The sequence below is a fragment of the Pseudomonas sp. GW822-FHT04C11 genome (genome assembly GCF_058800905.1).
On the sequence record NZ_JBXAMS010000006.1, the window covers coordinates 320070 to 344847 of the forward strand.

The following is a 24778-nucleotide window of genomic DNA, read 5'->3' on the forward strand; positions in this document are numbered from 1 at the left end:
AGGGCATTGAGTGACATGGACAGCAAACTCGATCCGCCGTACATCGCTATTCACCTACAGCAACTTGCAGCAGTCCCAGCATGGGACTAGGATCGTGCCATGAGAATTATCGCTATCAGTCACATGAAAGGATTCTGGGAGAAATACCCTGACTCAGAGCAGTCATTCCTGGCCTGGATTGACGAAACAAAGGACGCCAACTGGGCAAGCCCTGCGGATATCAAGGCCAATTTTGGCAGCGCCAGTATCCTCAAGAGCCGCAGGGTGGTGTTTAACATCAAGGGTAACGCCTATCGGCTTGTCGTCGCCGTGGCCTATCGCTTCGGGGCCGTATACATAAAGTTTGTCGGCACTCACCAGCAATACGACGCTATCGATGCCGATACCGTTGAAATGGAGTAACCCATGAACATTCGTCCGATTCATACCGAACAGGACTACCGTGCAGCCCTCAAGGAAGTATCTGCACTATTCGACAACGAACCAGAACCGGGCACGTCTGAAGGTGACTACTTCGACATCATGATTACCCTCATTCAGGCCTACGAAGCGAAGCAGTTCCCGGTTGACCTTCCCAACCCGATAGATGCGATCAAATTTCGCATGGAACAATCGGGCTTATCTGCTGCTGACCTGGCACCCGCCATTGGCCGGACAAACAGAGTGTATGAAGTACTCAACGGCAAACGGGCGTTGACACTGCCCATGATCTGGAAACTCCATGAGCTGTTCGGGATTCCGGCAGAGAGCCTGATCAAGCCCGTCAGAGATATTTAAGCATTGCGCGTTTCGTTCGAAAAAAGCGAAACACGCAAGCTTGAGCTTTCCTCCAGGCGCCACTGATATCAAGCCGGCACACCCAGAATGATGTGCGAGGCCTTGATCACCGCCGTGGCGCTAACATTCAAGCAGCGCCTGGCCTGCAGACTCACGCACTCACATACACCCATGCCTCGATCCCGGACGCCAGCACTACGCTGACCCGCTTGTAATCCGAGACTTCATAGCTGTCAGCAGCCGCCAACTCCGCTGGCGTGATCCGGAACACCATACCGGGGATCGGCGCACTGTCAGCACTGCCGGGACGCAGGATCGGATGGTGAGTCTTGCCACTGGTCGCCAACACTTCGGGGTCGGTAATTTCGACCCAGGACTGCTCGTAACCGAGCATCTGATCCGCACTACCGGACAACTCGCGCCCGAAGTTGGTGAGCTGCACGGCCTTGTCCTGCAGCGTTCCGTAGGAAAACAGGTAAACCTGCGTATTGCTTGAATCAGTCATCAGCGAACCTCGTCTCTAAAAGTAGCGTTTCGGATGTCTTGCTCGTTCACCGGGCGAAAACCGACAGCCATTCTGGGGACGCCTTATCCCCGTAACACTTCAACGATTCGCCACCAGATGGGCGCCGAACAGCACGTAACAACTGCCGGCAAGGCGCTCCAGCCATTGCCGTGAACGACCATAAGCGCCCGCTACCCGGTAGCTGGCAAACAGCAGCGCTACGGCGCAATACCAGCTGAAGGACAGCGTAGCCATAGTGATCACCGCCAGTGTCAGCAACATCGGCGGTGGCGAAGCCGGCATTGAAGTGGCGAAGATGGTGGCGACGAACAGCGCTGATTTCGGGTTGGTCATGTTGCCCAGAAATCCCTGGCGATAGGCCGAAAACAGCGCGCGGTATGGCTCGCTCGACCCCGCACTTGCACCGAGGCTCAGTGCCGGTTTGCGCTTGAACTGCTTCAACCCCAGATAGATCAGGTAGCAACCACCGGCGATCTTGAATGCCAGATACAGCGTCGGTGCGGCGGTAAACAGCGACTTTATTCCCAGGCCGCCGGCCAGCCCCCACAGCACAGTGCCTGTCGCGACACCCAACGCAGCCACCACTCCGTGGCGCCGCGAGCAACTGGCGGCCAGTTGCGCGGTGGTAAAAAAGTTTGGCCCCGGAGTAACCACCGCGACGGTCCACAGCAACGCCAGCGATAACAAGGGGGCAGCATAGGTCAGGTGTTGGAGTTCCATCTGTGAATCACCTCTATGTGAGCGGTGGAAAAACCGCAGAACAACGCCCACGGGTTTTACTCGACCTTAGGCACAGCAATCAACCGTTATCCGGCTGACAGCCAACCCGCAGCTGAGCTACCGTGTTCGTCACCGAACACCCGGACACGAAGACTCCCCATGGGCAAGCAGAAAATTCTCACCGACTGGTTCCAGCGCGCCCCCGATTCGGGCGGGCTGGAGCGTATCGAGGCATTTTTCTCGGGTCATGGTTACGACCTTCATCGTCACGACACCTATGCCATAGGTCGCACGCTGTCGGGGGTGCAAAGCTTTCAGTACCGTGGCGGCTGGCGACATAGCTTGCCGGGCGGGACCATGGTGTTGCATCCCGACGAAGTCCACGATGGCGAGGCCGGTACCGAGGACGGCTTCAAATACCGGATGCTTTACGTCGAGCCGGCACTGATCCAGCAGATGCTCGGCGGCCAGCCTTTGCCCTTTATCAAGACCGGTATTTCCACTGATCCACGCTTGTTCGCGGCGACCGAGGTCCTGTTGCAGAGTATCGATCGCCCCCTCGATCCGTTGGAGCAGCAAGATGCGCTGTTTGATCTGGCGCAGGCCATGAGCGCGGTATCGGGGGTGCCCACCCATCGTCAGAGCTTCGATTACCTCGCGGCAGAACGCGCTCGCGAGTTCATGCACAGCGCCCTCGACCAAACGCTGACCCTGGATCAACTGGCCGAACACAGCGGGCGTGATCGCTGGAGTCTGTCGCGGGACTTTCGCCTGCTGTTCGGCACCAGCCCCTATCGTTACCTGACCATGCGCCGCCTGGATCTGCTGCGCTCATTGCTGATGCAGGGTGAGTCGCTAACCAACGCCGCGCTGATCGCGGGCTTCAGCGATCAAAGCCACATGACCCGGCAGTTTGGCAAAACCTACGGCCTGTCACCCGCCCGCTGGATGAAAATGCACCGCCGCTGAGCCGCGCACAATCGTGCAAGAAGTGCACTGCTGCGCAGGCTACCGTGGGCTCACAATCACCAACGGGAGCCACGTCATGCAGCCATATCAAAGCCTGAATTTTGCCAACAAACTTGCGCAGATCAACGAGCACTGGTCGCCGCGGGTCATCGCCGAAATGAACGACTACCAGTTCAAGGTGGTGAAACTGCTGGGAGATTTCATCTGGCACGATCATCAGGACACTGACGAAACGTTTATCGTCCTCGAAGGCCAACTGCGCATCGATTTTCGCGATGGTCAGGTGCTGGTGTCCCAAGGCGAAATGTACGTGGTGCCCAAGGGCGTCGAGCACAAGCCGTTTGCCGAACAAGAGGTCAAACTGCTGCTGATCGAACCCAAGGGTGTGCTCAATACCGGGAGCGAAGGTGGCGAGCGTACGGCGCTGAATGATCTTTGGATCTGACGAGGCTCACTCGAGCCGCGCTTAAGTCGACAGCTGATTGGCGAACTGCCCGACCGCGTTGACCACCTTTTGCGCGCCATCCTGGATCTCGACGATCACCGTGCCCGCCTCGGCGGCCAGCGCCAAACCTTGTTCGGCCTGGAGCTTGCCATCTGTCATCAACACCACGGCATCGCGCGCCATGTCCTGGTTCTGACGCACTACACCAACAATTTCGTCGGTGGCTTTGCTGGTGCGCGAAGCCAATTGCCGGACCTCGTCCGCCACCACTGCAAAACCTCGGCCCTGCTCACCGGCACGGGCCGCTTCGATGGCGGCGTTGAGCGCCAGCAGGTTGGTCTGTTCGGCAATGCCGCTGATGGTTTTGACGATGGTGCCGATCACCAGCGACTGTTCGTTCAGCGCCTCGATGCCTTCACCAGCCTGCTGCATGTGCTTGGCCAGCTCACGCATCACGTCCACCGCCTGAGTCACCACGGCGGTACCGCGTTGTGCACAGTTGTCGGTCTGCAACGAGGTGCTGTAAGCGATGTTCGCCGCTTCGGCAACCGCTTGTTCCTGATTGACCTGATCAGTGATCACGGTGGCGAACTTGACCACTTTGTAGAGCTTTTCATTCGCGTCGTGCACCGGGTTGTAGGACGCTTCGAGCCAGACCACTCGACCATGGCTGTCGACGCGTTTGAAGCGGTCGGCCACGAACTCGCCAGCGTTCAAGCGTCGCCAGAAGTCCTGATACGCGGAGCTGTTGTACTCCTCGGGCTCACAGAACATGCGGTGATGTTTGCCTTTGATCTGCGCCAGGCTATAACCCATACCGTTCAAGAACCGCTCGTTGGCCGTCAGCACATTACCGTTGAGGTCGAACTCGATGACGGCTGTCGAACGAACCAGCGCCCCGATCAGGTTCTCGTGTTCACGTGACGCCTCGATGGTTCGGGTCAGGTCACTGGAGTAAATCGAAAAGTGTCTTATCCGGCCATCCGAGCTACGAATCGGCTGGGCAATAGAGCGCAACCACGCTTCCTCGCCATTGCCTCTGAGCAAGCGCACAGCGCCCGCGAAGTGCTCACCACGGGTCAGGGCATTCTTGAAGCGCAGGTGAAATTCATCGGTCTTGACGTGGGCCGGAACGATCTCTTCGATGTGCCGACCAATCAGGTCATTGCCCTTGTAGAGCATTTCCTGGGCGAAATTCTGGTTAATCGATTGCACCCGTCCATCAGGGTCCAGGGTGAGCACAAGCATCTCGCTTTCCAGGCTTTCCTTCACTTGTTGAAGGCTGGAGAGTTCCTCGCGAAGAGCCGACAGCTCCTGCTTCAAGCGTTTATTGAACATTGCGATGCACCGATGGGCAGGGTTGAGAGCGTCCTTCAGACTTACCATCGGCCTTACCCGGCTTTTCTGAAGAGCTTTGCCGGGTTGTCCTACAAAAATAGTTGGCAGCTGGCCACCATACGCCCGTAATGCCTCAAAAACGGCGTTTTGAAGGGCGATTCAACACGCTATAGTCTGCGCTGCACCACCGCCACCTACAGGAGAATCGACGCATGGATCAGTCACGCAAAGCACTATTCGATGGCATCGCCCAACAGCTGGGGCACCGCTTCGACGGTGAAATGCGCATTGGCGGCAACTACGTGCCTGCGGTGCAAAACGGTGATGAGGTGTACGTCAGCGGGCAGATTCCACGCATTGAAAATACGGTGATGGTGGTGGGCCGGATCGGTGCCGAAGTGTCGTTGGATCAAGGCCGGTATGCCGCGCAGATCTGCACGATGCGCGCATTGGCGATCCTCATGCAGTTACTCGGCGACCTCGAACGTATCAAGAAGATCTTGCGCATTAACGTCTACGTGCAAAGCGCCGCCGACTTCACGCAACAAAGTGAAGTCGCCGACGGTGCGTCGGAGGTGCTTTACCGGATTTTTGCCGAAGCCGGTGTTCACACACGGACCTCGGTAGGCGTGTACCAGTTGCCGAAAAACGCCTCGGTCGAAGTCGACATGATCGTCGCGCTTGAGCCTGAACCAGCACCGTTTGAGGAAGATTAACCCTACGATTGAAGTGCCTCAGGGACTGCAGGCCACGCCAGCCGCATGATCGACCCGCGGCAGGCGTGAGCCGAAGTACAGCGCTGCGCCAATCCCGACCGCCCCCATCACCGCGCAGAACATCACACAGATCCATGGGCTCCACGGCATCAGGCCAATCAGCAGCAACGGCGTGATACTGGCCCAAATGGCGTAGGCAATGTTGTAGGTAAAGGAAATACCCGAGACACGAATCCGCGCCGGGAACAGGTTGACCATCACCGACGGCACCGCACCGACCACCCCGCAGCCCAGACCGGCAATGGCATAGGCCAGGCCAATCCAGTGTGCTCCGCCAATCAGGCTGGCATAGAGCACGCCAATCCCCAACGGTAGCAGCAGGCTATAGAGCATCACTGTGCGCCAGGCACCGATACGGTCGACGATCAACCCGGCGATCACGCAGCCGACGTTCAGAAACACGATGCCCAGACTGCTCAGGGCGAAAGTATGACTGGCGGTCATGCCAAAGGTTTTCTGCATCATGGTCGGGGTGATAACGACGAAGGTCACCACCGCCGAGGTCAGCACGCAGGTGAGGATCACCGCCGGCAGCATTGCCAACCGATGCTCACGCAACACTGTGCGCAGCGGCAGCTCGACATGCCGTTCGCGACTCGCCTGCATGGCCATGAACACCGGGGTTTCATTCAGCCAACGACGCAACCAGACCCCAATCACCCCGAACACGCCACCTAACAGAAACGGGTAACGCCAGGCGTAATCGAGGATCTCCGTCGGGGTGTAGACCCGCGCCAGCAAGGTCGCCGTCAATGCACCGATCAAGTAACCAAAGGTCAGCCCGGCCTGCAGGAAGCCCAAGGCATAACCCCGGTGCGCGGCCGGTGCGTGCTCGGCCACGAACACCCAGGCGCTTGGCACTTCACCGCCCACCGCCGCGCCTTGTAGCACTCGCAGGAGCAACAACAGCAACGGTGCGAAATAGCCGATCTGGGCGTAGGTCGGCATGATCCCGATCAGCAGGCACGGCAACGCCATCATCAGGATGCTCAGACTGAAGACCTTCTTGCGTCCCAGCCGGTCAGCAAAGTGCGCCATCAGAATCCCGCCCAGCGGCCGCGCCAGGTAACCGGTGACAAAAATCCCGAAACTTTGCAGCAAACGCAGCCACTCGGGCATTTCCGGAGGAAAGAACAGTTGGCTGAGGGTCAGGGCGAAAAATACGAAGATGATGAAGTCGTAGATTTCCAGCGCCCCGCCGAGCGCCGCCAGGCCCAGGGTCTTGTAGTCAGACCGGGAGAACGGTGCCGGTCGTGCATCAAGGATGGCAGTCATAAAAAATGCTCTGAAATGGGCAAAAAACACACGGCGCCCATGGTCTACGCAAAAACGCGTTCGAACAACCCGTTAGACCATAGTCCCAAGTGTGCAAAACAGCACCGCAAAAACATCTTGATTGATTTACTGTTTATGTCTGAGCGCAAGGGCCTGCGCGGCCCGGCTCGCACCACAATAAACATAAAAATAGAGGTACTCCCGTGGCCGCCGCAATCGAAGATAGCCGCTCCGCCCGCTTTGCCCTGCACTGCTCGAACTTTGCCGAACGCTGGTTTCCCGACTCCTGGGTGTTTGCCGCGCTCGCGGTCATTATCGTTGCCGTGGCCACCATGATCATGGGCGCAAAGCCCACCGATGCCGCGATGGCCTTCGGTGACGGCTTCTGGAGCCTGATCCCGTTCACCATGCAAATGGCCTTCGTGGTGATCGGCGGCTATGTGGTCGCCAGCTCGCCACCGGCGGTGAAACTGATCGACCGCCTGGCGCGCATCCCGAAAAACGGTCGCTCGGCCGTGGCCTGGGTCGCCCTGATTTCCATGGTCGCGTCATTGCTCAACTGGGGACTGTCGCTGGTGTTTGGCGGTTTGCTGGTGCGTGCACTGGCGCGCCGTACCGATCTGCGTATGGATTACCGTGCCGCCGGTGCCGCCGCTTACCTGGGGCTCGGCGCAGTCTGGGCGCTGGGGCTGTCTTCGTCGGCAGCGCAGTTGCAGGCCAACCCGGCCAGTTTGCCGCCGTCGATCCTGTCGATCACCGGGATGATTCCATTCACCCAAACGATTTTCCTCTGGCAGTCCGGTGTGCTCTTGCTGGCGCTGATCGTGGTCTCGTTGATCATCGCCTATGCCACCGCCCCCGGCCCGAACTCCGCCCGTGACGCCAAGGCCTGCGGCATCGACCCGAGCTTCAGCCTACCGGCACCACAGCCACGCACTCGCCCTGGTGAATGGCTGGAGTACAGTCCGATATTGACCATTTTGCTGGTACTGCTGGCGGCCGGATGGTTGTTTCACGAGTTTTCGACCAAACCGGCGATCAGCGCGATCTCGGGCCTGAACACCTACAACTTCCTGTTCCTGATGCTTGGCGCCCTGCTGCACTGGCGCCCGCGCAGCTTCCTGGATGCGGTGGCCCGTGCGGTGCCGACCACCACGGGTGTGATGATCCAGTTCCCGCTGTACGGTTCCATCGCCGCGCTGATGACCGTGGTCAAAGGCACCGACGGCCAGACCCTGGCGCACCATATCTCGACCTTCTTCGTCAGCATTGCTTCCCACGACACCTATGCCCTGCTGATGGGCGTGTACTCGGCGATCCTCGGTTTCTTCATTCCGTCCGGCGGCGGTAAATGGATTATCGAAGCGCCGTACGTGATGCAAGTCGCCAACGACCTCAAATACCACCTGGGCTGGGCCGTACAGATCTACAACGCCGCCGAAGCCCTGCCCAACCTGATCAACCCGTTCTACATGCTGCCGCTGCTCGGCGTGCTCGGCTTGAAGGCGCGGGACCTGATCGGGTTCTCGTTCGTGCAACTGCTGGTGCACACGCCTCTGGTGCTGTTTCTGTTGTGGGCGCTGGGGACGACGCTTGCGTATGTGGCGCCGGTGATGCCGTAACTGAACATAGCCGCGCCTGCCACAAACGGGCAGGTGCGGTTGTCACGCAGATCCATCAGGCAAACACTTCAACAGCTCCGGTAACGCTGCCTGAACCGTGTCCCACACAACCTCAAGGTTGATATCAAAGTAGCCGTGGGCGATTCGGTTGCGCATGCCTCGCATGCTGCGCCATGGCACTTGGGGGTGTGTTGCGGTGAATTCGGGGTAACCATCCATGATTTTGGTGGCGGCCTCACCAATAATAATGAGGCTCATGATGACGGCTTGCTGAGTGCGTTTGTCGTCGAAGAACTCCTCTTTAATCAGGCCCTCGACAAAGATCAGTGCATCGCCAGCGGCCTGACGCATATGGTCGAGTTAGTCATCGAGGCGATTCTCGTTCATACGGGGAGCGCCTGAGCCAACACCTGCTCACGAAACTTTGCCGGTAGATCTCCAGGCGTCAGCAGATCAACGGAAACTCCGAGTAAATTCTCCAGTTCGACCTGCAAGCCACCAAGATCAAACAGCGTTGCCCCCGGTAGCGCATCCACCAATAAATCCAGATCACTGCCGTCCTCGTCAGTGCCACGTAGCACCGAGCCGAAAACACGTGGGTTGGTGGTATGAAAGCGCCCAACTACTTCACGCACGGCGGCACGTTTGAGGTCCAGAGCGGCTGACGGTTTCATGCAGTACCCTCTCGATTCACAGCAATATGGCGCCAGTCTAGCAGCGCTGGCAAAGACTTAACGCTAACATTACTGGTCGCGAAATATTCGCTGACATGCGGCCGCGAACGCCTGAAGCACTCAAGCAGTTGCGGAGCTCCCCTCCAAATACTTTTGCCCCAATCTACGAGTAAACCACCCGGTAGCATTTTCGTCATATTCGGTTGCTACCGTCCGCACGAAATAACTTGTAACCAATTAATGCCTTAAAGATCCAGGAATCAGGATGAACGACGACAAAGAAGGAAACGGCCCACCACCTTCCACCGATAGCCCCACCGACACCAGCCGTCGGCGCTTTCTGGGGGGCGTTGCAGTCCTCGGCGTCGGCGCAACGCTGAGTGCGTGCGGCAACACTGGCGACACGCCGGGCAAGCCGGAAGAGCGGCCGCTGTCGCCTGCCGAGCTGGACAAGGCGTTGCGCGATCAGGTGAAAAACGTGGTGGTGATCTTCGCCGAGAACCGCAGTTTCAATAACCTGTTCAGTGACTTCCCTGGCCTTGAAAAACCGTTGTCAGCACTCAAGCCTGAGGACTATCAACAACGCGACCGGGATGGCAGTCTGCTGGAAACCTTGCCGCCGGCCTGGGGTGGCGTGTTGCAGATCGGCCCGCAAACCCTTGATGGCGTGACGTATTCGAACGAAACCCAATTCCAGGAACACTTGCCCAATGCCCCCTACGCCCTCAAGGGCCCGAATGGCGAAGACTTGCCGTTTGGCCTGGTGACGCGGGATCTGTGGCATGTGTTCTATCAGAACCAGATGCAGATCAACGGCGGCAAGAACGACCGTTTTGTCGCCTGGGCCGACTCGGGCGGCTTGACCATGGGACATTACGCCCAAAGCCGTTATTCCCTGCGTCTATGGGATGTGGCTCGGGAGTTTGTGCTGTGCGACAACTTCTTCCAGGGTGCTTTCGGTGGCTCGTTTCTCAACCATCAGTACCTGATCAGTGCCGCCGTGCCGTTTTACCCGGATGCCGTCAACTCGGTGGCCAAGGCGCAAATCGCTTCACTGCAAAGCGATGACCCGCTCGACACGCGCCTCAAGCCACTGGAGAAATCCCCGGCCAGCGCCATGAGCGGTCCACCGCAGTTCGGCCCCAGCGCCCTGACCCCGGATGGTTATGCGGTCAACACCATGGCCCCGCCTTATTGGCCGACCTGGATCCGCGATCCGGAACGCCCGGAATACGCCAAAGCCGATCTACCCAGTGTGCTGGTGCCGCAAACCCACGAACACATCGGCGACAAGCTGTCGAAGAAGAACATCGACTGGGCCTGGTACGCCGGCGCCTGGCAGGCGACGCTGGACCAGTTCAAGGACTCGGGGGGCATTCCGAAGATCCCCAACTTCCAGTATCACCATCAGCCGTTCAACTACTTCAAGCAGTTGGGTCCGGAGAACCCGGCAGAACGCAGTAAACACCTGCGCGATGGCGGTCTGGGTGACGAGTCGAGCACCAACCTTTTTTTTGCCGATGCCGAAGCCGGGAAGTTGCCGGCGGTGAGTTTCTACAAACCCCAGGGCAACCTGAACATGCACGCCGGTTATGCAGACGTGGCGTCCGGCGACCGGCATATCGTCCGTGCCCTGAAGGTGCTGCGCGAAAGCCCGCAGTGGAAAAACATGGTGGTCGTAGTCACGGTCGACGAAAACGGCGGCTGGTGGGACCACGTCGCGCCACCGCAAGGTGATCGCTGGGGTCCGGGCACACGAGTGCCAGCGTTGGTGGTGTCGCCATTCGCCCGTAAAGGTACGGTGGATCACACGGTGTACGACACCGCGTCGATCCTGCGGCTGATCACCCGGGTGTTCCAGCTTGAGACGCTCGACGGGATCAAGCAGCGCGATACCGCAATGATTGCCCGAGGCCAGAAGCCGATGGGCGATTTGAGCAATGCGTTGCATTTTCCCGGCTGATTGATTTTCAGTCTTGCGATCTTTTCGCGTGGGTACTAGACCTATCAACGCAAGTGGTTTCAGTATGTAACCGCCCTCGCTTCCGGGGACCCACGCTGAAAAGGATCTGAGCATGTTCAAACTCGCAGGATTGAGCCTCACCCTCGCCGCCCTTACCTTGGGCGCTACCGCCCACGCCGATACCGACCTGAAACTGGGCAGTACCGAACGGGTAACGCAGCTGTTCGCCTACCCCAACAACTGCAACGTGATTTGCTATCGCGACTGGACGCTGGAGCAAACGGTCGAACACTACCTGACCCAAAGCGTTCAGCGGGACGGCTACACCACGGCAAAAGTCCAGGTGAAAACCGATAACAATCAACTCTATGCAAACATCAGCGGCGTGCCAAAGGACTACGCAAAACCGTTGACTGCATTGCTCGATGCCGGGGATCTGGCCCACGCCGGCGCCAACAAACTGAACGCCGACGGCAAGTGGGCATACAACTGGTACCTGTTCCTGCCCTTGGGCATGGCGCTGGAAAACCGCAAAAGCGTCGAGCTGCTGCACTTTCCACCGGACTATTCGCTGACCCAGGCCCAGGATTACCTGGAATCGAAGACCACCGACCGCTGGGCGACGCTGCTGACCGCCAACGGTATCGCTGCCGAACAAACACCGGCCTACCAGACCATTATCGATATCGCGCCGATTGCCGCTCCCGCCACCGCCGGCAATGACCTTATGGGCGTCTACGGCTATTTCAAGGACTACCAGACCACCCTGGTCAAGCAATTCAGCCAGACCGCCAACGGCGTGACCTTACCTATGGTGGCGTTCGGTGCACCGGTGCGTAACTGGGTCAAGGAGCAGTATGGACAGACCGTGGCCGTGTTGGGTCTGGCACAAATCATCCCGACCCCGGGCGTGAAGGTGCCGGTGCTGGGTTCTAACCACCCAAGTTACATTTGGTATGCGGCCGACCCGGCGAATTATGACGACGATCAGGCCAAGGCCGATGCCGTGGGTTTGAAGGTGATGGGGCAAGACTTGAGTGCGGCTTGCTGGCAAGCGGGTATGGGCAGCAAACCCGGCAGTGACCCGAGTGCACAACTCAACACCTGCACGCAAACCTGGCAAGTGGCCCAGAAAGAGAAAACCTGCGAGCTGTTCTACACCTCGATCCGCAATCTGACGCCCGAGCAAGCCGCAACCAAGTGTTCGGCCCCGGACATCAAACCCCAACTGGACCAGTTGAAGGTGCCTGCACCCGCACTGGCTGCATCACACCTGTAATCCTGCGGACACGCTTGCTGCGTAAGTATTCGCTGACGCAGCAGGCAGCCTCTATCGCCTGTCAGATCTGACAGTAGACCCTCTGTTTCATTTGCGAGACTCTTTAGGCGTACCCATGTGCTGCAGGGCTGGCAGGATCGCCAGCTTCCTGTGGTCGCAGCGCCCAATGAACAAGGATCGTTATGAAGCCTCAGGCCAGGGATAAGGCAGCTACGCTGTCAAGCAGTTGCATCTACCCGAACAAAGAACTCAGTGCCCGCCAGGGCTACCCCTCCAGAGCTCACTTCACAGTTATCCAGACTGACGATGGGCGCGGCGCGGCAATCACGGCACAGCGCGATTACCTGCGCATCAGTCGTATCTGTCGGGTATCGGGACTGCTGATGCATATCCGCCGTTTGCATACCCTGCAACTGGCGCCGGGTATCCACGTCTACGACCCGTTTTTTTCCGGACTACTGCTGCACTCCTGCGACCCTAACGTCTTTCTCGACATGAGCGAACTGTGTTTATGGGCTCTGAAGGACATCGCACCTGGCACAGTGCTGTGCATGGACTACGCCAGCACTGAAGAGAAGCTGACACGTCAGTTTGCCTGTCAGTGCGGCTCGCCCGATTGCCGTGGCTGGATCACCGGCTACGATGATCCGCCAAACGCCGAAGGCCAGAAGTTCTTGCAACACTGGCATCGACATAGCCCCTGATAAACGGAGGCTCAGCGCCGTTTACAAGGCACCGACCGGACGCAAACGGTATTGCGGCGGCAGTTGCTCGAAACCGCTGATGGTCGCGTTCAGGCTCTTCCAGCGACCGTCCTTGATCCCGTAGATGCAACCATGGACCGACAGGCTCTGCCCACGGTGCCAGGCATTTTGCACAATACTGGTATGACCGACATTGGCCACTTGCTGGATCACGTTGAGTTCGCAGAGACGGTCGACCCGCTCTTCTTCAGTCGGCAATTGGCCAAGCTCTTCGCGGTGTTCGTAATAAAGATCGCGAATCGAGCGCAGCCAGCCGTCGATCAGGCCCAACTGGCGGTCCTGCATCGAGGCGCGCACGCCGCCGCAACCGTAATGGCCGGTGACCAGGATGTGTTTGACCTTCAGCACATCCACCGCGTACTGAATCACTGACAGGCAGTTAAGGTCGGTGTGCAGCACCACGTTGGCAACGTTACGGTGTACGAACAAGTCACCAGGCAACATGCCGACGATTTCGTTGGCCGGTACGCGCGCGTCGGAGCAACCGATCCACAGGTATTCCGGCGTCTGTTGGCGGGCCAGCTTGGCGAAGAAGTCAGGATCTTCCTGCTTGATCGCATCGGCCCAACGCGCGTTGTTATCAATCAGATCTTGTAATTCGTTCATGCTCTGAAGCCTCAAGAATGATGCACTGCTTTGACAGACAACCGCCCGTCGGGGTCACGCGGATGTTGCAGTAGCCGAACAGAAATGCCTTGGAATCTTTAAGGGTAACGCCTGTCCACCCTATAAGGCCCCACATTATGAGGAATTTCCATGACTGATTCACGACGTCCTTACGGCGCGGTCCAACCCGAGCCTATCGACGACAACGAAGACCGCATGGGTTCGATGCGCGAGCTGGATTTCGATGAAGAAGAACCCGGCGAGACTATCGGTGGCCTGACCCGCGAGCACGAGCGTGAGCAACAAATGCCCAGCGAACGCGTACGTGAAAAAGGCACGGGCGGGACCGCGGCTGACGACGACCCCATTGACGACGACATGAGCCCGGAAAACCTGATTCGCGAAGATGGCGCCCGTGACGCTCATGAAGCCGGAGAAGACTTCAGCGCCGATTGGGACTTGAGCATTGTCGATGAGGACGAAATCGGCGGCGGCAACGGGCTGGATGAGGCGGAACTGGCAGAGCGCGATCCGGTTGATGGCAATCGGTAATCCTGTGGCGAGGGAGCTTGCTCCCGTTGGGTCGAGAATCGGCCCTGAAATCAGCAACCGCGATTTATCAGAAAGAGCGCGTTAGCCGATTTTACGACTGCTTAGCCCGAGTGCGGACCGGCCGGCGGGAGCAAGCTCCCTCGCCACATTGGATGTGCGTCAGTCGACCAACGTGCAGGCCATCACCACCGCATCTTCACGCCCACCGACCGCCGGGTAGTAATCACGACGGCGACCGACTTCATTGAAACCATAACGCTCATACAGACGGAATGCCGCCTGATTGCTGTCGCGCACTTCCAGGAAACATTCCCGGGCTTTGGCTTCATACGCACGGGACATCAAGTGCTCAAGCAGCCTCAAACCCAGCCCGCGTCCCTGATTTTCCGGTTTGACCGTGATGTTCAGCAGATGCGCCTCATCGAGGATGATCTGCACCACACCGTGGCCAACCTGTTGCTGACCTTCGAACATCAGCCAGATCTGGTATTTGCCCAGACCATCAAGAAAAATCCCACGGGTCCAGGGATGGCTGAACGCCGCGTATTCGATTCTCAGTACAGCGTCCAGATCCGCTTCGGTCATCGGGCGGAACGATACAGCGTCACTCATTCGATTCTTTCCAACGCGCCATCAGCCGACGCATGGCTTGCCAGACATCAGCCTTACGCTGTGGCTCTTCCATTAATAATTCCAGGCCGGGCAGCGCCCAGACCGACCCCAGGCCTTCAACCTGAAGTTCGCGGTTGTAGGCTTCAGCATTTGCCTCACCGGCAAAACGCACCGCCGGCAGGCCGATCAACCACAGGCACACACAAGGCGCGTCTTCCAGACGAGCCGAAAGGAACCCTTGAACGAAATCGCGGGCAGCTTCCGGGCCCTGATCCATCGTTCCGCGTACCAGCAGCGGCCAGCGGACCGGTTCGCCGACAATTTGCGGGCTGTCCGGCAGACCGGCGGCGCGCAGCATGTCCTTGAGCAACAAGTAGGCCGGATCGCGAGTCTGGAACGCACCGCCTGTGGGTAACTCCACCAGCAGCAGGCAACGGCCGGCCCGCAGCAATTGCAGGGCAAAACGCGGCGGCGGCACCTGCGGCGCCTTGGCCACGACCGGTGCGTCTTCGGCGTCCTCGACCGGCTTGCTCGCTGGGCGCGCAACAGAAGGCGTCGGGCGCGGCACTTCGACCTTGACCCGTTCGGCCGGCTTGGCCACAGGCTCTACGGCCGCTTTCGCGACCTGCGTCGGCGCAATCGGCGTCTCGACCAACGGCTCCGGCGCTTCCAGCAGCTCGGGCCGCGACGGTGCGGCAAAGGGCAATTCGGTGCGCGGCAGCCAGTTGACCACCTGCATGGCGGTCAAATAGGCGCGGCGACGGGACTCGATAAGCAAAGGTCGGCCACTTGTGGATAACGGATAGTGCAGGGATTCTACCGCCCTTCGCTCAAGATCGCCCGCAGTTGATCGATAGAAAAGCGACTGTCCGTCCCGTCGATGCCTCGAGAGTGATTCCCATCGCACGTGATGCAGTACAATCGCTGCTTTTAATCGCCAACCAGCCGGCCATTCCAATGATCGAACCCAAGCGCGTCTTGCGCGCCCTCGCCGAACACTGGGCACTTCTGGAGCCTTTGTGCGAGCACTTCGACCAAGGCACCCTGAGCCTCAACGAACTGCGCTCACAGCTGGCCGCCCAGCAACTGGACAGCACGCCACAGGACATCACCAGCCTGCTGGACGTGTGGATCCGCCTCGACATTCTGGTTCCGGTGGCCAAAAGCCCGAACCGTTTTGAGCTCAACGCGCAGATTCACGACTTCCTCGCCTACCTGCGCCGTGAGCACCGTCTGGGCCTGTGCCTGGAAATCGAAGCCTACCTGCGCCATCTGGAGCGGCTGGCCGGTTACATTCAGGACGCTTTCGACATCCGCGACGGCAATGATCTGGCACGCCAGCTGCGTTTGCTCGACATGCGCGTGCGCGATGTCCTGAAAAAACTCGCCAACGACGAACAAGCCCTGGTGGCCGTTGCCGAGCGGGCCAAGACCAGCGACCGGCAGATTCCGCTGCGTCAGCGTTATGCCGAAGTGCTGGCGACATGGGACGAATACGTCGAGCCGATGATTCAGTTGGTCAACGCCGACGGCGCCTTCGAGCAAGGCGTGCGCAAGGTTGAAAACGTGCTGCTGCGCATGCTCAGCGAACAACAGCGCCTCGGCCACCTGGTCGACGACGACATGCTGCTGCGCACCCACGCGCGCATCCTCGAAATGCAGACCAGCGCCCAACTGACCTTGCGTCATGCTCGCGAGCTGTTGCTGCCGCTGCGTGAAGAGGCCCGTCGGCACAACGCCGTAACCCGTGGCGCGGCGCTGGCGCTGTCGATGATCCGCCGCAAGGGCATCGACGCAGTGCCACAAGCGGCGATGCCGATGTTCACCCGCCCGCAAAGTACCTTCCTCGGCAGCGCCAGTCAGGTCGAAGCCTACGTTTATGCACTGGCGCGTTTCGAGCCAAAACCGGCACGTTTCCCCAAGGCCCACAAAACCCAAAAAGGCGAAGCCCCGCGGTCACCGCGCACCGTTCGGGAAATGCTCGAACGCTGCGAAGACGCGCTGCCGATGCCGGATTTGATGACCTGGCTGCTGGAACAGGAACCGGACGGCGCGACCGACGAGTTGCTGTACTGGTTCTCCCGTCTGTCGCGGGAAAAACGCTTCAAGCGCGAGCGCCTGGAACGCCGCGATTACCACACTCACGAGCACCAGGTCAGCCTGCGCTCCTTCGCCCTGCTCTCGGCCCGCGATGACGCGCCCGAGAATTCTGCGAGCACATCTAATGCATCTTGATCTATCCGAACTGTCTCAGCTGGCGCCGATCTTTCGCGAGCTGTTCAAGGGCTACCACGTCAGCCGTCGCGATCCTGAACTCTACGCGCAGCTGTCGAACTTTCAGGACCAGTACCGCACGCTGTTCAAGGCCCTGGGGTTTGAACTGGTCTGCGACACCCGTGGTTTCTACTACTTTGTGCCGGACCTCGCCGCTGCAGCGGTGAACAAGACCGCCCAGCGCCTGGCACTGTTCACCTTCATCCTCGTCGAGCATCTGGCTGACCAGGGCCGCGATCCGATTGCCGTGCTGGATGGCGGCAGCCTCGGTCGCGATGAACTGCCGTCGTTGCTGGAAAAATACCGCGACCTGTTCATTCAGGCCGAAGTGCAGACCGTCGAAGAACTCGAAGAAAAGATCATGCGCCGCATGACCCAGCTCGGGTTCGCCAGCGAAGAGAACGGCATCTACCGTTTCCTGCCGCCGATGCACCGTTTCCTCGACGTTTGCCTGTCGGTCCAGCAAGACCGCGACCTGGCCGCCAGCTTGCACAGCGTGCTGCCATTGCCGGTGCCAGTGCTGATCGATGACGACAGCGACGAAAAACTGCTGAAAACCGATGATCCGCTGGATCTCAGAGAATTTGAGGTAGAGAGCGCCGAAGACAGCGAAGAAGATGCGCTGGCCCGTGCCATTGCCGAAGAACAGGAGCTCGACGCATGAGCAAGGAACGCTACGGCATCCGCCGCTTTGCCCTTTTGAACACCGCCGGCTACAGCCTCGGTCTGTTCCCGCTGGAAGAGCCGCTGTCGGTCTACGGCGCGAACAACCTCGGTAAATCCGCCTCGATCAACGCCTTGCAGTTCCCGATCCTGGCGCGCATGTCGGACATGAGCTTCGGCAAGTACAGCCTGGAACAATCGCGGCGTTTCTATTTCGCCACCGACACCAGTTACATCCTGGTCGAAGTCGCCCTGCCCCACGGCCCCCACGTGATTGGTGTGGTCGGACGTGGCCCGGGCGGTGGTTTCGGTCACCAGTTTTTCGCCTACGCCGGCAAACTGGACCTGGCCCATTACCAGAAAAACGATACCTGCCTGCGCCAGAAAGAGCTGTTCACCAACCTTGAGCGCGAAGGCCTGAAAGCCTACGAACTCAAACCGGATGAACTGCGCCGCTTGCTGGTCGGTGGCCACACGTCGGTCCCGTTGGACCTGACGCTGATTCCACTGCGCTCCACCAGCGAGCAGAGCCTGAAAACCTTCCGCGCACTGTTCATCAACCTGCTGCACATGCGCGAAATCACTGCGGCCAAGCTCAAGCAACTGTTCCTCGATGCCTTTGAACACAGCCTGCGTTCCGGCAGTGTCGATTACATTGCCGCCTGCGAAGAAGCCTTCCGCGACGTGCGCCGCATGGAGCAGGATTACAACTCGCTGGTCACCGCCGGTCCGTTGGTCGAAGCGCTTGCTGCCGGCGTGACCCAGCGCAACATCCTGCGCGGCAAGTTGCACCGCATTTCGCCGTTGCTCGACTCGTTGCTCGGCACTTGGTCGGACTACGCCAGCGCGCGCAAGGAAGAGCTGACGATTCAGGCCGAACACTACCGCAACGAACAGGACGCACTGCAAAACGATCAGCGCGGCGGTACTCAGGAACTGATGCGCCTGGAGCGCGAAATCACCGGCATCCAGCGCTGGTTGGGCGAGTTGTCGGTGCTCAAGCACCGCTTCGCCCTGGTCGACGACGTCAAGGTGCTTGAGCAACAACTGCTCGCCGCCAAGGACGCGCACGATGAGCTGGCCGGTGCGCTGGCGCAGTCCCGCCAATTCAGTGCCGAAGACCTCGAAGAGCGTCTGCGGGATCTGGAAAAACGCCTGAAGTCGGTCAAGCAGCAACTCGATCACGCCGACAACAATAGCTACGCCCGCTTGCGCGAAGAGTTCTCGCAACAGGACGTCGAACGCCTGATGCGTCTGTTCAACAGTGCGCTGTTCAGCTTGCCCTTGGGCGAACATGGCATTGCCCTGGACGAAGACGGTCAGTGGGTCAAATCCATGGAGCTGATCCTTGATGGCTTCAAGGGCGAGCGCTTCGAAGTGCCGGGCCTGTCCATCGACCTGTCGCACATCGAACCACCGGCCCTGCAAGCCTTGGCCGACCGCGCTGCGCTGCGTGACCAGAAAGACCGTCTGGACAAAGAACTCAAGCAACTGAAAACCCAAGCGGCCGTCGTGGCGGACCGCGCGGCCAGCAAGACCCAGACCGAAGCGCTGTACCAGCAAGTGCTGGATGCGCAAAAAGCCCTGGAAGACTTCCGCCGCTCGCAAACCCTGAGCGCCGAGGAAGGCGACAAGCTGGAGCAACTGGCTCAAATGGAAGCTGCGCAGGACGAGTTGAAGCGTTCCAGCGATGCCTTCACCGAACGCGTCCAGCAACTGTCGGCCAAGCTGCAACTGGTCGGCCGGCAGATCGGCGACATGGAAGCCAAACAACGCACTCTCGACGACGCCCTGCGCCGCCGTCAGCTGTTGCCGGCAGACCTGCCGTTCGGTACGCCGTTCATGGACCCGATCGACGATTCCATGGACAACCTGCTGCCGCTGCTCAATGACTATCAGGACAGCTGGCAAGGCCTGCTGCGTGTCGACGGGCAGATCGAAGCGCTTTATGCGCAGGTTCGCCTCAAGGGCGTGGCCAAGTTCGACAGCGAAGACGATGTCGAGCGTCGCCTGCAATTGCTGATCAACGCTTACGCGCACCGCACCGACGAAGCCCTGACCCTCGGCAAGGCCCGCCGTGCGGCGGTCACCGACATCGCCCGGACCCTGCGCAACATTCGCAGCGACTACGACAGCCTTGAACACCAACTGGCGCTGTTCAACCGCGAGATCAACAAACGTCAGGTCTCCAACCTGCAAAGCTTCCGCATCGTGCTGGCGCCGAACAAGGAAGCCCTCAAGCACATCGACCAGATCATCCACAGCGCAGGTCAGTATGAGGAAGGCGAAACCCTGTCGGTGTTCGACCTGAGTCAAAGCGCCGATCAGGACAACAAGAACGAAGAAGCCAAGGAATACCTGGCGCGGTTGGTGGCTGCGAACCACAACCAGTTGGGCCTGAAGGACCTGTTCGAACTGGCATTCGAAATCACCAAGGTCAACGGCCAGCCGGTGATTCACACCGACATCGATGGCGCGGCGTCCAACGGCACCACCATGACCATCAAGGCGCTGACCAACATGTACTTGTTGCTGCACTTGATGGATCGCGACCAGGCCGGGCGTGTACGTTTGCCGTACTACCTCGACGAGGCCGCGGACATCGACGAGAAAAACCAGGCCGCCTTGCTGGAAACCAGCTTGCAGCTGGGCTTCGTACCGATCCTCGCCAGTGTGAAGCCGCAGGTCTGCGCCAGTGTTGCCATCGACCTGGAAGGTGGCAGCGGGCCGCATGGTATCTACATCGACGAGGCGGACTGGAAGTACATTCGCCGGCATGACGAGGTGAAGGCGACGGTCAACGTTGAGTCGACTGAACCGGAACTGGACGAGGTCTGATCCTTTTACCGGCGTCGTAACGAAAAAGGCCGCGATCCAATGGATCGCGGCCTTTTTTATGGTTGCCGTTGCGAGTTATTTACCGAGGGAAATCTTCGGCGCCCAGGTCAGCCATTCATCTTCGAACTTGTCGAAAAGCGGGAAGGTCTGCTCGGGCCGTGCCGGACTGCCCATGCGATCTCCTTCCGGAGTAGCGAACGCAATGCCGCCCTGAATCAGCGTCTCCAGCGACTCGGTCCGCACCGTTGCGCCTTTGAACAGGCCGAAGTCCAGGCCAAAGCCGCTGGTGTTCCAGAAACGTGTGCCGCTGCGTACCAACGGCGCGTACTTCGGCTCGATCAGGATGTGGACCAACACGCGATCCGCCGTTTGACCCAGTTCATAGCCGGTGACTTTGCCGACGGTGATTTCACGATAAGTCACCGGCACGCCGGTTTTCAGTGAACCACGGCGAGCGGCGCTCAACACCAGACTCAGACCGGCCTCTTCCTTGACAGACTCTGGAGGATTGGCCAGTGCCACGAAATTTTTCTGTGGACCAAGGTTTTTCGCGGCGGGCTGAACCTCGATGTATTGCCCGGAGACCAGGGTTTCCAGGTTGGACGTTTTGATCAGGCCCAACTCCGGCTTGACCACCCAGAACTGGCTGCCGACTCGAGCAATACGCTCCGGCACTTCGGTGATGCGTGCGGTAAGCAGCACCGACTGCAGATCATCACTGAGGTCGACGTTTTCTACCTTGCCGACATCCAGTCCTTTGAAGCGAATCGGCGTGCCGGTACGCAAACCGTCGGCACGATCGACTTTGATCGTGACTACAGCGCCTTTCTGGCTCGCCTCGTCACGGTTGGCGAACAAACGGAAACGCGGAATCCGCTTCTGCAACGGCGCCGTAGCTTTCGGTGTTTCGAACGCAATACCGCCGGCCATCAGGCTTTGCAGAGATTCACTTTTGACCTGAATCCCGCCGGTGAGGCCACCGGTCAGGGTAATTCCGCTGGCGTTCCAGAATCGCGTCGAGGCGTTGACCAGTCCTTCGTACTCCTTCTCGATGTGTACACCAATGACCAACTGCTTTTGGGTACGAGAGAACTGATAGCTCTGCACCGACCCGACCTTGACCTGCTTGTAGAGAATCGGGCTGCCGACTTCCAGCGAACCGAGGTTTTCGGTGAACAGCACCAGGTGCAGACCTGGAGACCGCAGATCCAGCGGCGGCGGCTTCGGCCGGGCTTCAAATTCACGTTGCGGCGCGCCGCCCTTGTCGCCTGGGCGCACGGCAATGTAGTTACCTTTGACCAACGCCTCCAACCCGGTGATCCCGGCCAGCGAGATTGAAGGTTTGACCACCCAGAACTGGGTCCCGGTCACCAGATAATCCTCGGCCAGTGGATCAAGGGTCAGCTCGGCCGTGGCACTGGACAAGTCCGGGTCGATCTTGAGCGCTTTCAGGTTACCGACCTGGATGCCTTTGTACATCACGGGTGTGCGGCCGGCCTGCAGGCCTTCGAAGTCGCTGAGTTTCACTTTGACACGAATACCGGCCTGAGCGGCGTCGAAGTCTTCATAGAGACGAAACGGCAAGCTTGGATCGGTGGGCGGGCTGTCTTTGCGGTTGTCCGGCGTGGCGAAGGCGATACCGCCCGCAACGATACTGGCCAGCGACTCGCTGCGCACTTTCACCCCTGACAGGTTGGCGTCAATGCTGATCCCGCTGGCATTCCAGAAACGCGTATGTTTGCGCACCAGGTTGGCGTAGGTAGGCTCGATAAAGACTTTGATCTCGACGGTGCTCTGGTCTTCGGACAGCAGGTAGCTTTTCACCTGGCCAACCTGGATCTGCTTATAGAACACCGGACTGCCACGGTTCAGGGAACCCAGACGATCAGCCTTGATGGTCAAGTGCAAGCCTGGCTTGGAGTCAGACAGCGGTGGCTCTTTGGTCAAGGCGGTGAACTTGCGGCTTGGCTCACCCTCACCCGGGCTGATCGCCACGTAATTACCTGAAACCAACGTTTCCAGGCCAGTAATCCCGGCCAGGGTGACGCTCGGCTTAACCAGCCAGAAGCGCGTGCTGGTCTTCAGGTACTGTTCGACGTCCTTGTTCATTTCGATGGTAGCGATAACCCCGCGGGTTTTTCCCTCGTCATCCAGCGCCAGGCTTTTTACCTTGCCGACCGGCATGCCTTTGTAGACAACTTCGGTCTTGTTGACCTGAATGCCTTCGCCACTTTCGAAGCGAACCTGAACCTCGATGCCGGTCTCATTGTAAGCACGCCAGCCCAGCCATCCGCCAATCATCAAGGCGATCAGGGGCAGAACCCAAATGGCCGACCAGTTCGAGGCCGGTCGAGTTTTAGCTTTAGGCAAATCAGTCATGGTCGTCGTCCGACTCCGTGTTATCCCAAATCAGTCGGGGATCGAAAGTTACTGCAGCAAGCATTGTTAAAATCACCACACTGGCGAAGGCCACCGCACCGAGATTCGCCTCGATACTGGCAAGTCGACCAAAGTTCACCACCGCCACCAGAATGGCGATCACGAAAATATCCAGCATTGACCATCGACCAATGAACTCGATAAACCGATACATCACGATGCGTTGCCGTGCGGATAAAGGCTGACGCCGCTGTACCGAAAACAACAGCAATGCGATGCCCACCAATTTGAAGGTCGGTACCAGAATACTGGCGACAAACACCACGGCAGCAATCGGAAACATCCCGTGCTGAACCAGGGTGATCACGCCGGACATGATGGTATCGCCTTCACCCTGTCCTAATGTACTGACGGTCATGATCGGCAACACATTAGCGGGTATATAGAGAATCGCCGCAGTAATCAGCAACGCCCAAGTGCGCATCAAACTATTGGGGCGACGCGCATGGACCAGTGCTCCACAGCGAGTACATGTTTGCTCGTCGGTGTCCGGTTCCTGCTTGTTAAGCTCATGGCATTCGATACAAATCAGAATGCCTGCATCAATTGCCCGCATGAGCATCCTCTCCTGACAGCGCTTGCCAGATCTGATGAGGCGACATCACTACCTCAAGTAATACCTGTACCAATAGCAAACTGATAAAGCACGCCAGACCCACGCCAACCGTTATCGACGCAAGGTCTGCCAGTTTGACGATGGCCACCAGCACGCCCATCAAATAGACCTCGAGCATTCCCCAGTCGCGTAGATGGTGATAAATGCGATAGAGCAGCAAGCCGTAGCTGCGCCCTATATCAAAACGAACGCTCAGCAGTACCAACAACTGACAGAGCAACTTGAGCAACGGGATTCCCATGCTGCACAGAAACACCACTACCGCTACGCCTTGCATCCCGGTATCGAATAGGCCAACGACGCCACTCCAGACAGTGTCGTGCGACGACTGCCCGAGTAGATGGAGTTGCATGATGGGTAAAAAATTCGCCGGAACATACAACAGCAGCGCGGCGATCACTAAGGCGAGGCTACGTTCCACGACATTGTGCCGGTGGGCATAGAGCTCATAACCACAGCGTGGACATAGGGCTTTCTCGCCATGAGCGAGTTGCGGCTTGCGCATCAGCAAATCGCACTCATGACACGCCACCAAGTCGTCCAGCGGTAAATCTGACAGCCCTGGGGCGTCAACCGAATCTGGCATAAAGGGCTCGGGCTCTGAAAATGACCGGCCTATTCTAGTGTTCTGGCCGAGAAATAACTGTGCAAATTTGTCCGGATTCCGGAATCAACTTTCTCGCAGGCAAAACAAAACCCCAACTGCTTTCGCAATTGGGGTTTCGGAATTTAATCTTGACGATGACCTACTCTCACATGGGGAAACCCCACACTACCATCGGCGATGCATCGTTTCACTGCTGAGTTCGGGATGGGATCAGGTGGTTCCAATGCTCTATGGTCGTCAAGAAATTCGGGTACTGAGTCGTGACCTGTTGGTCTCGCTTCAGCAAATTGGGTATGTGATAGATCTCGGTGTTTGTGAGCAGCTCGAACTTTCGGTTCGTTTCGTCTTCACACACCGCAATCTGGCTCTTCTCTCGAAGTATGCAGATTGCTTGGGTGTTATATGGTCAAGCCTCACGGGCAATTAGTATTGGTTAGCTCAAC

25 protein-coding genes, 1 rRNA gene and 1 pseudogene are annotated in these 24778 nt (G+C 58.7%); 13 read left to right on the plus strand and 14 right to left on the minus strand.

Annotated features, from left to right (window positions below):
- Positions 1 to 99 precede the first annotated feature (99 nt).
- Together AC1RJ3_RS13025 and AC1RJ3_RS13030 are read left to right on the plus strand one after the other, a co-directional pair.
- Positions 100 to 402 (plus strand): type II toxin-antitoxin system HigB family toxin, encoded by a 303-nt coding sequence (locus tag AC1RJ3_RS13025; RefSeq protein ID WP_054595600.1) that lies wholly within the window; start codon positions 100 to 102, stop codon positions 400 to 402.
- A gap of 3 nt (positions 403 to 405) precedes the next feature.
- Positions 406 to 777, plus strand: coding sequence for a helix-turn-helix domain-containing protein (locus AC1RJ3_RS13030; RefSeq protein WP_103318411.1), 372 nt, complete (start codon positions 406 to 408; stop codon positions 775 to 777).
- Positions 778 to 928: 151 nt separating this feature from the next.
- On the opposite strand, the gene AC1RJ3_RS13035 is transcribed toward AC1RJ3_RS13030, so the two are convergent.
- Positions 929 to 1282: a gamma-glutamylcyclotransferase family protein gene (locus AC1RJ3_RS13035; protein WP_103318410.1), complete on the minus strand. Its 354-nt coding sequence runs from the start codon at positions 1280 to 1282 to the stop codon at positions 929 to 931.
- Between the two features lie 99 nt (positions 1283 to 1381).
- The gene (locus AC1RJ3_RS13040; RefSeq protein ID WP_493079233.1) at positions 1382 to 2023 is read right to left on the minus strand and encodes a LysE family transporter; all 642 of its coding nucleotides are present in this window, start codon (positions 2021 to 2023) and stop codon (positions 1382 to 1384) included.
- Positions 2024 to 2182: 159 nt separating this feature from the next.
- On the opposite strand from AC1RJ3_RS13040, the gene AC1RJ3_RS13045 reads away from it, so the two are divergent.
- Positions 2183 to 2992: an AraC family transcriptional regulator gene (locus AC1RJ3_RS13045; protein WP_054595596.1), complete on the plus strand. Its 810-nt coding sequence runs from the start codon at positions 2183 to 2185 to the stop codon at positions 2990 to 2992.
- A gap of 76 nt (positions 2993 to 3068) precedes the next feature.
- Entirely contained in the window at positions 3069 to 3437 is a 369-nt protein-coding gene (locus AC1RJ3_RS13050) for a cupin domain-containing protein (RefSeq protein WP_054595595.1), read from the plus strand.
- 21 nt (positions 3438 to 3458) lie between these two features.
- Here AC1RJ3_RS13050 and AC1RJ3_RS13055 read toward each other — a convergent pair whose 3' ends face one another.
- Together AC1RJ3_RS13055 and AC1RJ3_RS13060 are read right to left on the minus strand one after the other, a co-directional pair.
- Positions 3459 to 3890 carry a methyl-accepting chemotaxis protein gene (locus AC1RJ3_RS13055; protein ID WP_237142992.1) on the minus strand — a complete coding sequence of 144 codons (432 nt, stop codon included), beginning with the start codon at positions 3888 to 3890 and terminating at the stop codon, positions 3459 to 3461.
- A gap of 108 nt (positions 3891 to 3998) precedes the next feature.
- Positions 3999 to 4823: pseudogene (locus tag AC1RJ3_RS13060) on the minus strand (PAS domain-containing protein); the annotation flags it as partial.
- Between the two features lie 164 nt (positions 4824 to 4987).
- Between AC1RJ3_RS13060 and AC1RJ3_RS13065 the strand changes: the two are divergent.
- Positions 4988 to 5491, plus strand: a complete 504-nt coding sequence (locus tag AC1RJ3_RS13065) for a RidA family protein (protein ID WP_347928886.1) — start codon at positions 4988 to 4990, stop codon at positions 5489 to 5491.
- Positions 5492 to 5509: 18 nt separating this feature from the next.
- Here AC1RJ3_RS13065 and AC1RJ3_RS13070 read toward each other — a convergent pair whose 3' ends face one another.
- Complete coding sequence (locus AC1RJ3_RS13070; protein WP_103318400.1) at positions 5510 to 6826, minus strand: MFS transporter; 1317 nt, start codon at positions 6824 to 6826, stop codon at positions 5510 to 5512.
- Positions 6827 to 7029: 203 nt separating this feature from the next.
- Here AC1RJ3_RS13070 and AC1RJ3_RS13075 point away from each other — a divergent pair, with 203 nt between their 5' ends.
- Positions 7030 to 8448, plus strand: coding sequence for a short-chain fatty acid transporter (locus tag AC1RJ3_RS13075; protein WP_103318398.1), 1419 nt, complete (start codon positions 7030 to 7032; stop codon positions 8446 to 8448).
- 42 nt (positions 8449 to 8490) lie between these two features.
- Here AC1RJ3_RS13075 and AC1RJ3_RS13080 read toward each other — a convergent pair whose 3' ends face one another.
- On the minus strand, positions 8491 to 8799 hold the full coding sequence (locus tag AC1RJ3_RS13080; protein WP_103318396.1) for a HepT-like ribonuclease domain-containing protein: 309 nt from the start codon (positions 8797 to 8799) through the stop codon (positions 8491 to 8493).
- Positions 8800 to 8831: 32 nt separating this feature from the next.
- Positions 8832 to 9122: a nucleotidyltransferase family protein gene (locus AC1RJ3_RS13085; protein ID WP_493079234.1), complete on the minus strand. Its 291-nt coding sequence runs from the start codon at positions 9120 to 9122 to the stop codon at positions 8832 to 8834.
- Between the two features lie 265 nt (positions 9123 to 9387).
- On the opposite strand from AC1RJ3_RS13085, the gene AC1RJ3_RS13090 reads away from it, so the two are divergent.
- From AC1RJ3_RS13090 to AC1RJ3_RS13100, 3 genes are all read left to right on the plus strand, one after another.
- Complete coding sequence (locus AC1RJ3_RS13090; protein ID WP_493079235.1) at positions 9388 to 11085, plus strand: acid phosphatase; 1698 nt, start codon at positions 9388 to 9390, stop codon at positions 11083 to 11085.
- A gap of 112 nt (positions 11086 to 11197) precedes the next feature.
- The gene (locus AC1RJ3_RS13095; RefSeq protein WP_347928883.1) at positions 11198 to 12364 is read left to right on the plus strand and encodes a hypothetical protein; all 1167 of its coding nucleotides are present in this window, start codon (positions 11198 to 11200) and stop codon (positions 12362 to 12364) included.
- A gap of 182 nt (positions 12365 to 12546) precedes the next feature.
- The gene (locus tag AC1RJ3_RS13100) at positions 12547 to 13068 is read left to right on the plus strand and encodes an SET domain-containing protein (protein ID WP_054595588.1); all 522 of its coding nucleotides are present in this window, start codon (positions 12547 to 12549) and stop codon (positions 13066 to 13068) included.
- Positions 13069 to 13089: 21 nt separating this feature from the next.
- On the opposite strand, the gene can is transcribed toward AC1RJ3_RS13100, so the two are convergent.
- Complete coding sequence (gene can, locus AC1RJ3_RS13105; protein ID WP_054595587.1) at positions 13090 to 13734, minus strand: carbonate dehydratase; 645 nt, start codon at positions 13732 to 13734, stop codon at positions 13090 to 13092.
- A 150-nt stretch (positions 13735 to 13884) separates the two neighbouring features.
- Between can and AC1RJ3_RS13110 the strand changes: the two genes are divergently transcribed.
- The gene (locus AC1RJ3_RS13110; protein ID WP_103318387.1) at positions 13885 to 14286 is read left to right on the plus strand and encodes a serine kinase/phosphatase; all 402 of its coding nucleotides are present in this window, start codon (positions 13885 to 13887) and stop codon (positions 14284 to 14286) included.
- A gap of 159 nt (positions 14287 to 14445) precedes the next feature.
- Here the strand turns inward: AC1RJ3_RS13110 and rimI are convergent, their stop codons facing one another.
- The gene (rimI, locus tag AC1RJ3_RS13115) at positions 14446 to 14898 is read right to left on the minus strand and encodes a ribosomal protein S18-alanine N-acetyltransferase (RefSeq protein ID WP_019693701.1); all 453 of its coding nucleotides are present in this window, start codon (positions 14896 to 14898) and stop codon (positions 14446 to 14448) included.
- Positions 14891 to 15637: a P-loop NTPase family protein gene (locus tag AC1RJ3_RS13120; RefSeq protein ID WP_489112170.1), complete on the minus strand. Its 747-nt coding sequence runs from the start codon at positions 15635 to 15637 to the stop codon at positions 14891 to 14893. The genes rimI and AC1RJ3_RS13120 overlap by 8 nt, the downstream gene beginning before the upstream one ends.
- 218 nt (positions 15638 to 15855) lie before the next feature.
- Between AC1RJ3_RS13120 and mksB the strand changes: the two genes are divergently transcribed.
- Genes mksB through mksF form a run of 3 tightly spaced genes read left to right on the plus strand, consistent with a single transcriptional unit; the run spans position 15856 to position 20673 of the window.
- The gene (mksB, locus tag AC1RJ3_RS13125; RefSeq protein ID WP_493079236.1) at positions 15856 to 17133 is read left to right on the plus strand and encodes an Mks condensin complex protein MksB; all 1278 of its coding nucleotides are present in this window, start codon (positions 15856 to 15858) and stop codon (positions 17131 to 17133) included.
- On the plus strand, positions 17123 to 17836 hold the full coding sequence (gene mksE, locus AC1RJ3_RS13130; protein ID WP_054595583.1) for an Mks condensin complex protein MksE: 714 nt from the start codon (positions 17123 to 17125) through the stop codon (positions 17834 to 17836). Before mksB ends, mksE begins: the two co-directional genes overlap by 11 nt.
- Positions 17833 to 20673 (plus strand): Mks condensin complex protein MksF, encoded by a 2841-nt coding sequence (gene mksF, locus AC1RJ3_RS13135; protein ID WP_347928881.1) that lies wholly within the window; start codon positions 17833 to 17835, stop codon positions 20671 to 20673. The genes mksE and mksF overlap by 4 nt, the downstream gene beginning before the upstream one ends.
- Positions 20674 to 20748: 75 nt before the next feature.
- On the opposite strand, the gene AC1RJ3_RS13140 is transcribed toward mksF, so the two are convergent.
- The 4 genes from AC1RJ3_RS13140 to rrf all read right to left on the minus strand — a co-directional run bounded on the left by AC1RJ3_RS13140 (position 20749) and on the right by rrf (position 24577).
- Positions 20749 to 23052, minus strand: a complete 2304-nt coding sequence (locus tag AC1RJ3_RS13140; protein WP_493079237.1) for a PqiB family protein — start codon at positions 23050 to 23052, stop codon at positions 20749 to 20751.
- Entirely contained in the window at positions 23045 to 23668 is a 624-nt protein-coding gene (locus AC1RJ3_RS13145; protein WP_019693707.1) for a paraquat-inducible protein A, read from the minus strand. Before AC1RJ3_RS13145 ends, AC1RJ3_RS13140 begins: the two co-directional genes overlap by 8 nt.
- Positions 23655 to 24314: a paraquat-inducible protein A gene (locus AC1RJ3_RS13150; protein ID WP_054595580.1), complete on the minus strand. Its 660-nt coding sequence runs from the start codon at positions 24312 to 24314 to the stop codon at positions 23655 to 23657. The genes AC1RJ3_RS13145 and AC1RJ3_RS13150 overlap by 14 nt, the downstream gene beginning before the upstream one ends.
- Before the next feature lie 147 nt (positions 24315 to 24461).
- A 5S ribosomal RNA gene (rrf, locus tag AC1RJ3_RS13155) occupies positions 24462 to 24577 on the minus strand.
- Positions 24578 to 24778: the final 201 nt, after the last annotated feature.

Excerpts from the sequence above, each read along its gene's own strand:
- AC1RJ3_RS13025 (WP_054595600.1), top strand. The coding sequence starts at position 100 with ATGAGAATTATCGCTATCAGTCACATGAAAGGATTCTGGGAGAAATAC.
- AC1RJ3_RS13030 (WP_103318411.1), top strand. The coding sequence starts at position 406 with ATGAACATTCGTCCGATTCATACCGAACAGGACTACCGTGCAGCCCTC.
- AC1RJ3_RS13035 (WP_103318410.1), bottom strand. The coding sequence starts at position 1,282 with ATGACTGATTCAAGCAATACGCAGGTTTACCTGTTTTCCTACGGAACG.
- AC1RJ3_RS13040 (WP_493079233.1), bottom strand. The coding sequence starts at position 2,023 with ATGGAACTCCAACACCTGACCTATGCTGCCCCCTTGTTATCGCTGGCG.
- AC1RJ3_RS13045 (WP_054595596.1), top strand. The coding sequence starts at position 2,183 with ATGGGCAAGCAGAAAATTCTCACCGACTGGTTCCAGCGCGCCCCCGAT.
- AC1RJ3_RS13050 (WP_054595595.1), top strand. The coding sequence starts at position 3,069 with ATGCAGCCATATCAAAGCCTGAATTTTGCCAACAAACTTGCGCAGATC.
- AC1RJ3_RS13055 (WP_237142992.1), bottom strand. The coding sequence starts at position 3,890 with ATGCGTGAGCTGGCCAAGCACATGCAGCAGGCTGGTGAAGGCATCGAG.
- AC1RJ3_RS13065 (WP_347928886.1), top strand. The coding sequence starts at position 4,988 with ATGGATCAGTCACGCAAAGCACTATTCGATGGCATCGCCCAACAGCTG.
- AC1RJ3_RS13070 (WP_103318400.1), bottom strand. The coding sequence starts at position 6,826 with ATGACTGCCATCCTTGATGCACGACCGGCACCGTTCTCCCGGTCTGAC.
- AC1RJ3_RS13080 (WP_103318396.1), bottom strand. The coding sequence starts at position 8,799 with ATGCGTCAGGCCGCTGGCGATGCACTGATCTTTGTCGAGGGCCTGATT.
- AC1RJ3_RS13085 (WP_493079234.1), bottom strand. The coding sequence starts at position 9,122 with ATGAAACCGTCAGCCGCTCTGGACCTCAAACGTGCCGCCGTGCGTGAA.
- AC1RJ3_RS13090 (WP_493079235.1), top strand. The coding sequence starts at position 9,388 with ATGAACGACGACAAAGAAGGAAACGGCCCACCACCTTCCACCGATAGC.
- AC1RJ3_RS13095 (WP_347928883.1), top strand. The coding sequence starts at position 11,198 with ATGTTCAAACTCGCAGGATTGAGCCTCACCCTCGCCGCCCTTACCTTG.
- AC1RJ3_RS13100 (WP_054595588.1), top strand. The coding sequence starts at position 12,547 with ATGAAGCCTCAGGCCAGGGATAAGGCAGCTACGCTGTCAAGCAGTTGC.
- can (WP_054595587.1), bottom strand. The coding sequence starts at position 13,734 with ATGAACGAATTACAAGATCTGATTGATAACAACGCGCGTTGGGCCGAT.
- AC1RJ3_RS13110 (WP_103318387.1), top strand. The coding sequence starts at position 13,885 with ATGACTGATTCACGACGTCCTTACGGCGCGGTCCAACCCGAGCCTATC.
- rimI (WP_019693701.1), bottom strand. The coding sequence starts at position 14,898 with ATGAGTGACGCTGTATCGTTCCGCCCGATGACCGAAGCGGATCTGGAC.
- AC1RJ3_RS13120 (WP_489112170.1), bottom strand. The coding sequence starts at position 15,637 with ATGCAGGTGGTCAACTGGCTGCCGCGCACCGAATTGCCCTTTGCCGCA.
- mksB (WP_493079236.1), top strand. The coding sequence starts at position 15,856 with ATGATCGAACCCAAGCGCGTCTTGCGCGCCCTCGCCGAACACTGGGCA.
- mksE (WP_054595583.1), top strand. The coding sequence starts at position 17,123 with ATGCATCTTGATCTATCCGAACTGTCTCAGCTGGCGCCGATCTTTCGC.
- mksF (WP_347928881.1), top strand. The coding sequence starts at position 17,833 with ATGAGCAAGGAACGCTACGGCATCCGCCGCTTTGCCCTTTTGAACACC.
- AC1RJ3_RS13140 (WP_493079237.1), bottom strand. The coding sequence starts at position 23,052 with ATGACTGATTTGCCTAAAGCTAAAACTCGACCGGCCTCGAACTGGTCG.
- AC1RJ3_RS13145 (WP_019693707.1), bottom strand. The coding sequence starts at position 23,668 with ATGCGGGCAATTGATGCAGGCATTCTGATTTGTATCGAATGCCATGAG.
- AC1RJ3_RS13150 (WP_054595580.1), bottom strand. The coding sequence starts at position 24,314 with ATGCCAGATTCGGTTGACGCCCCAGGGCTGTCAGATTTACCGCTGGAC.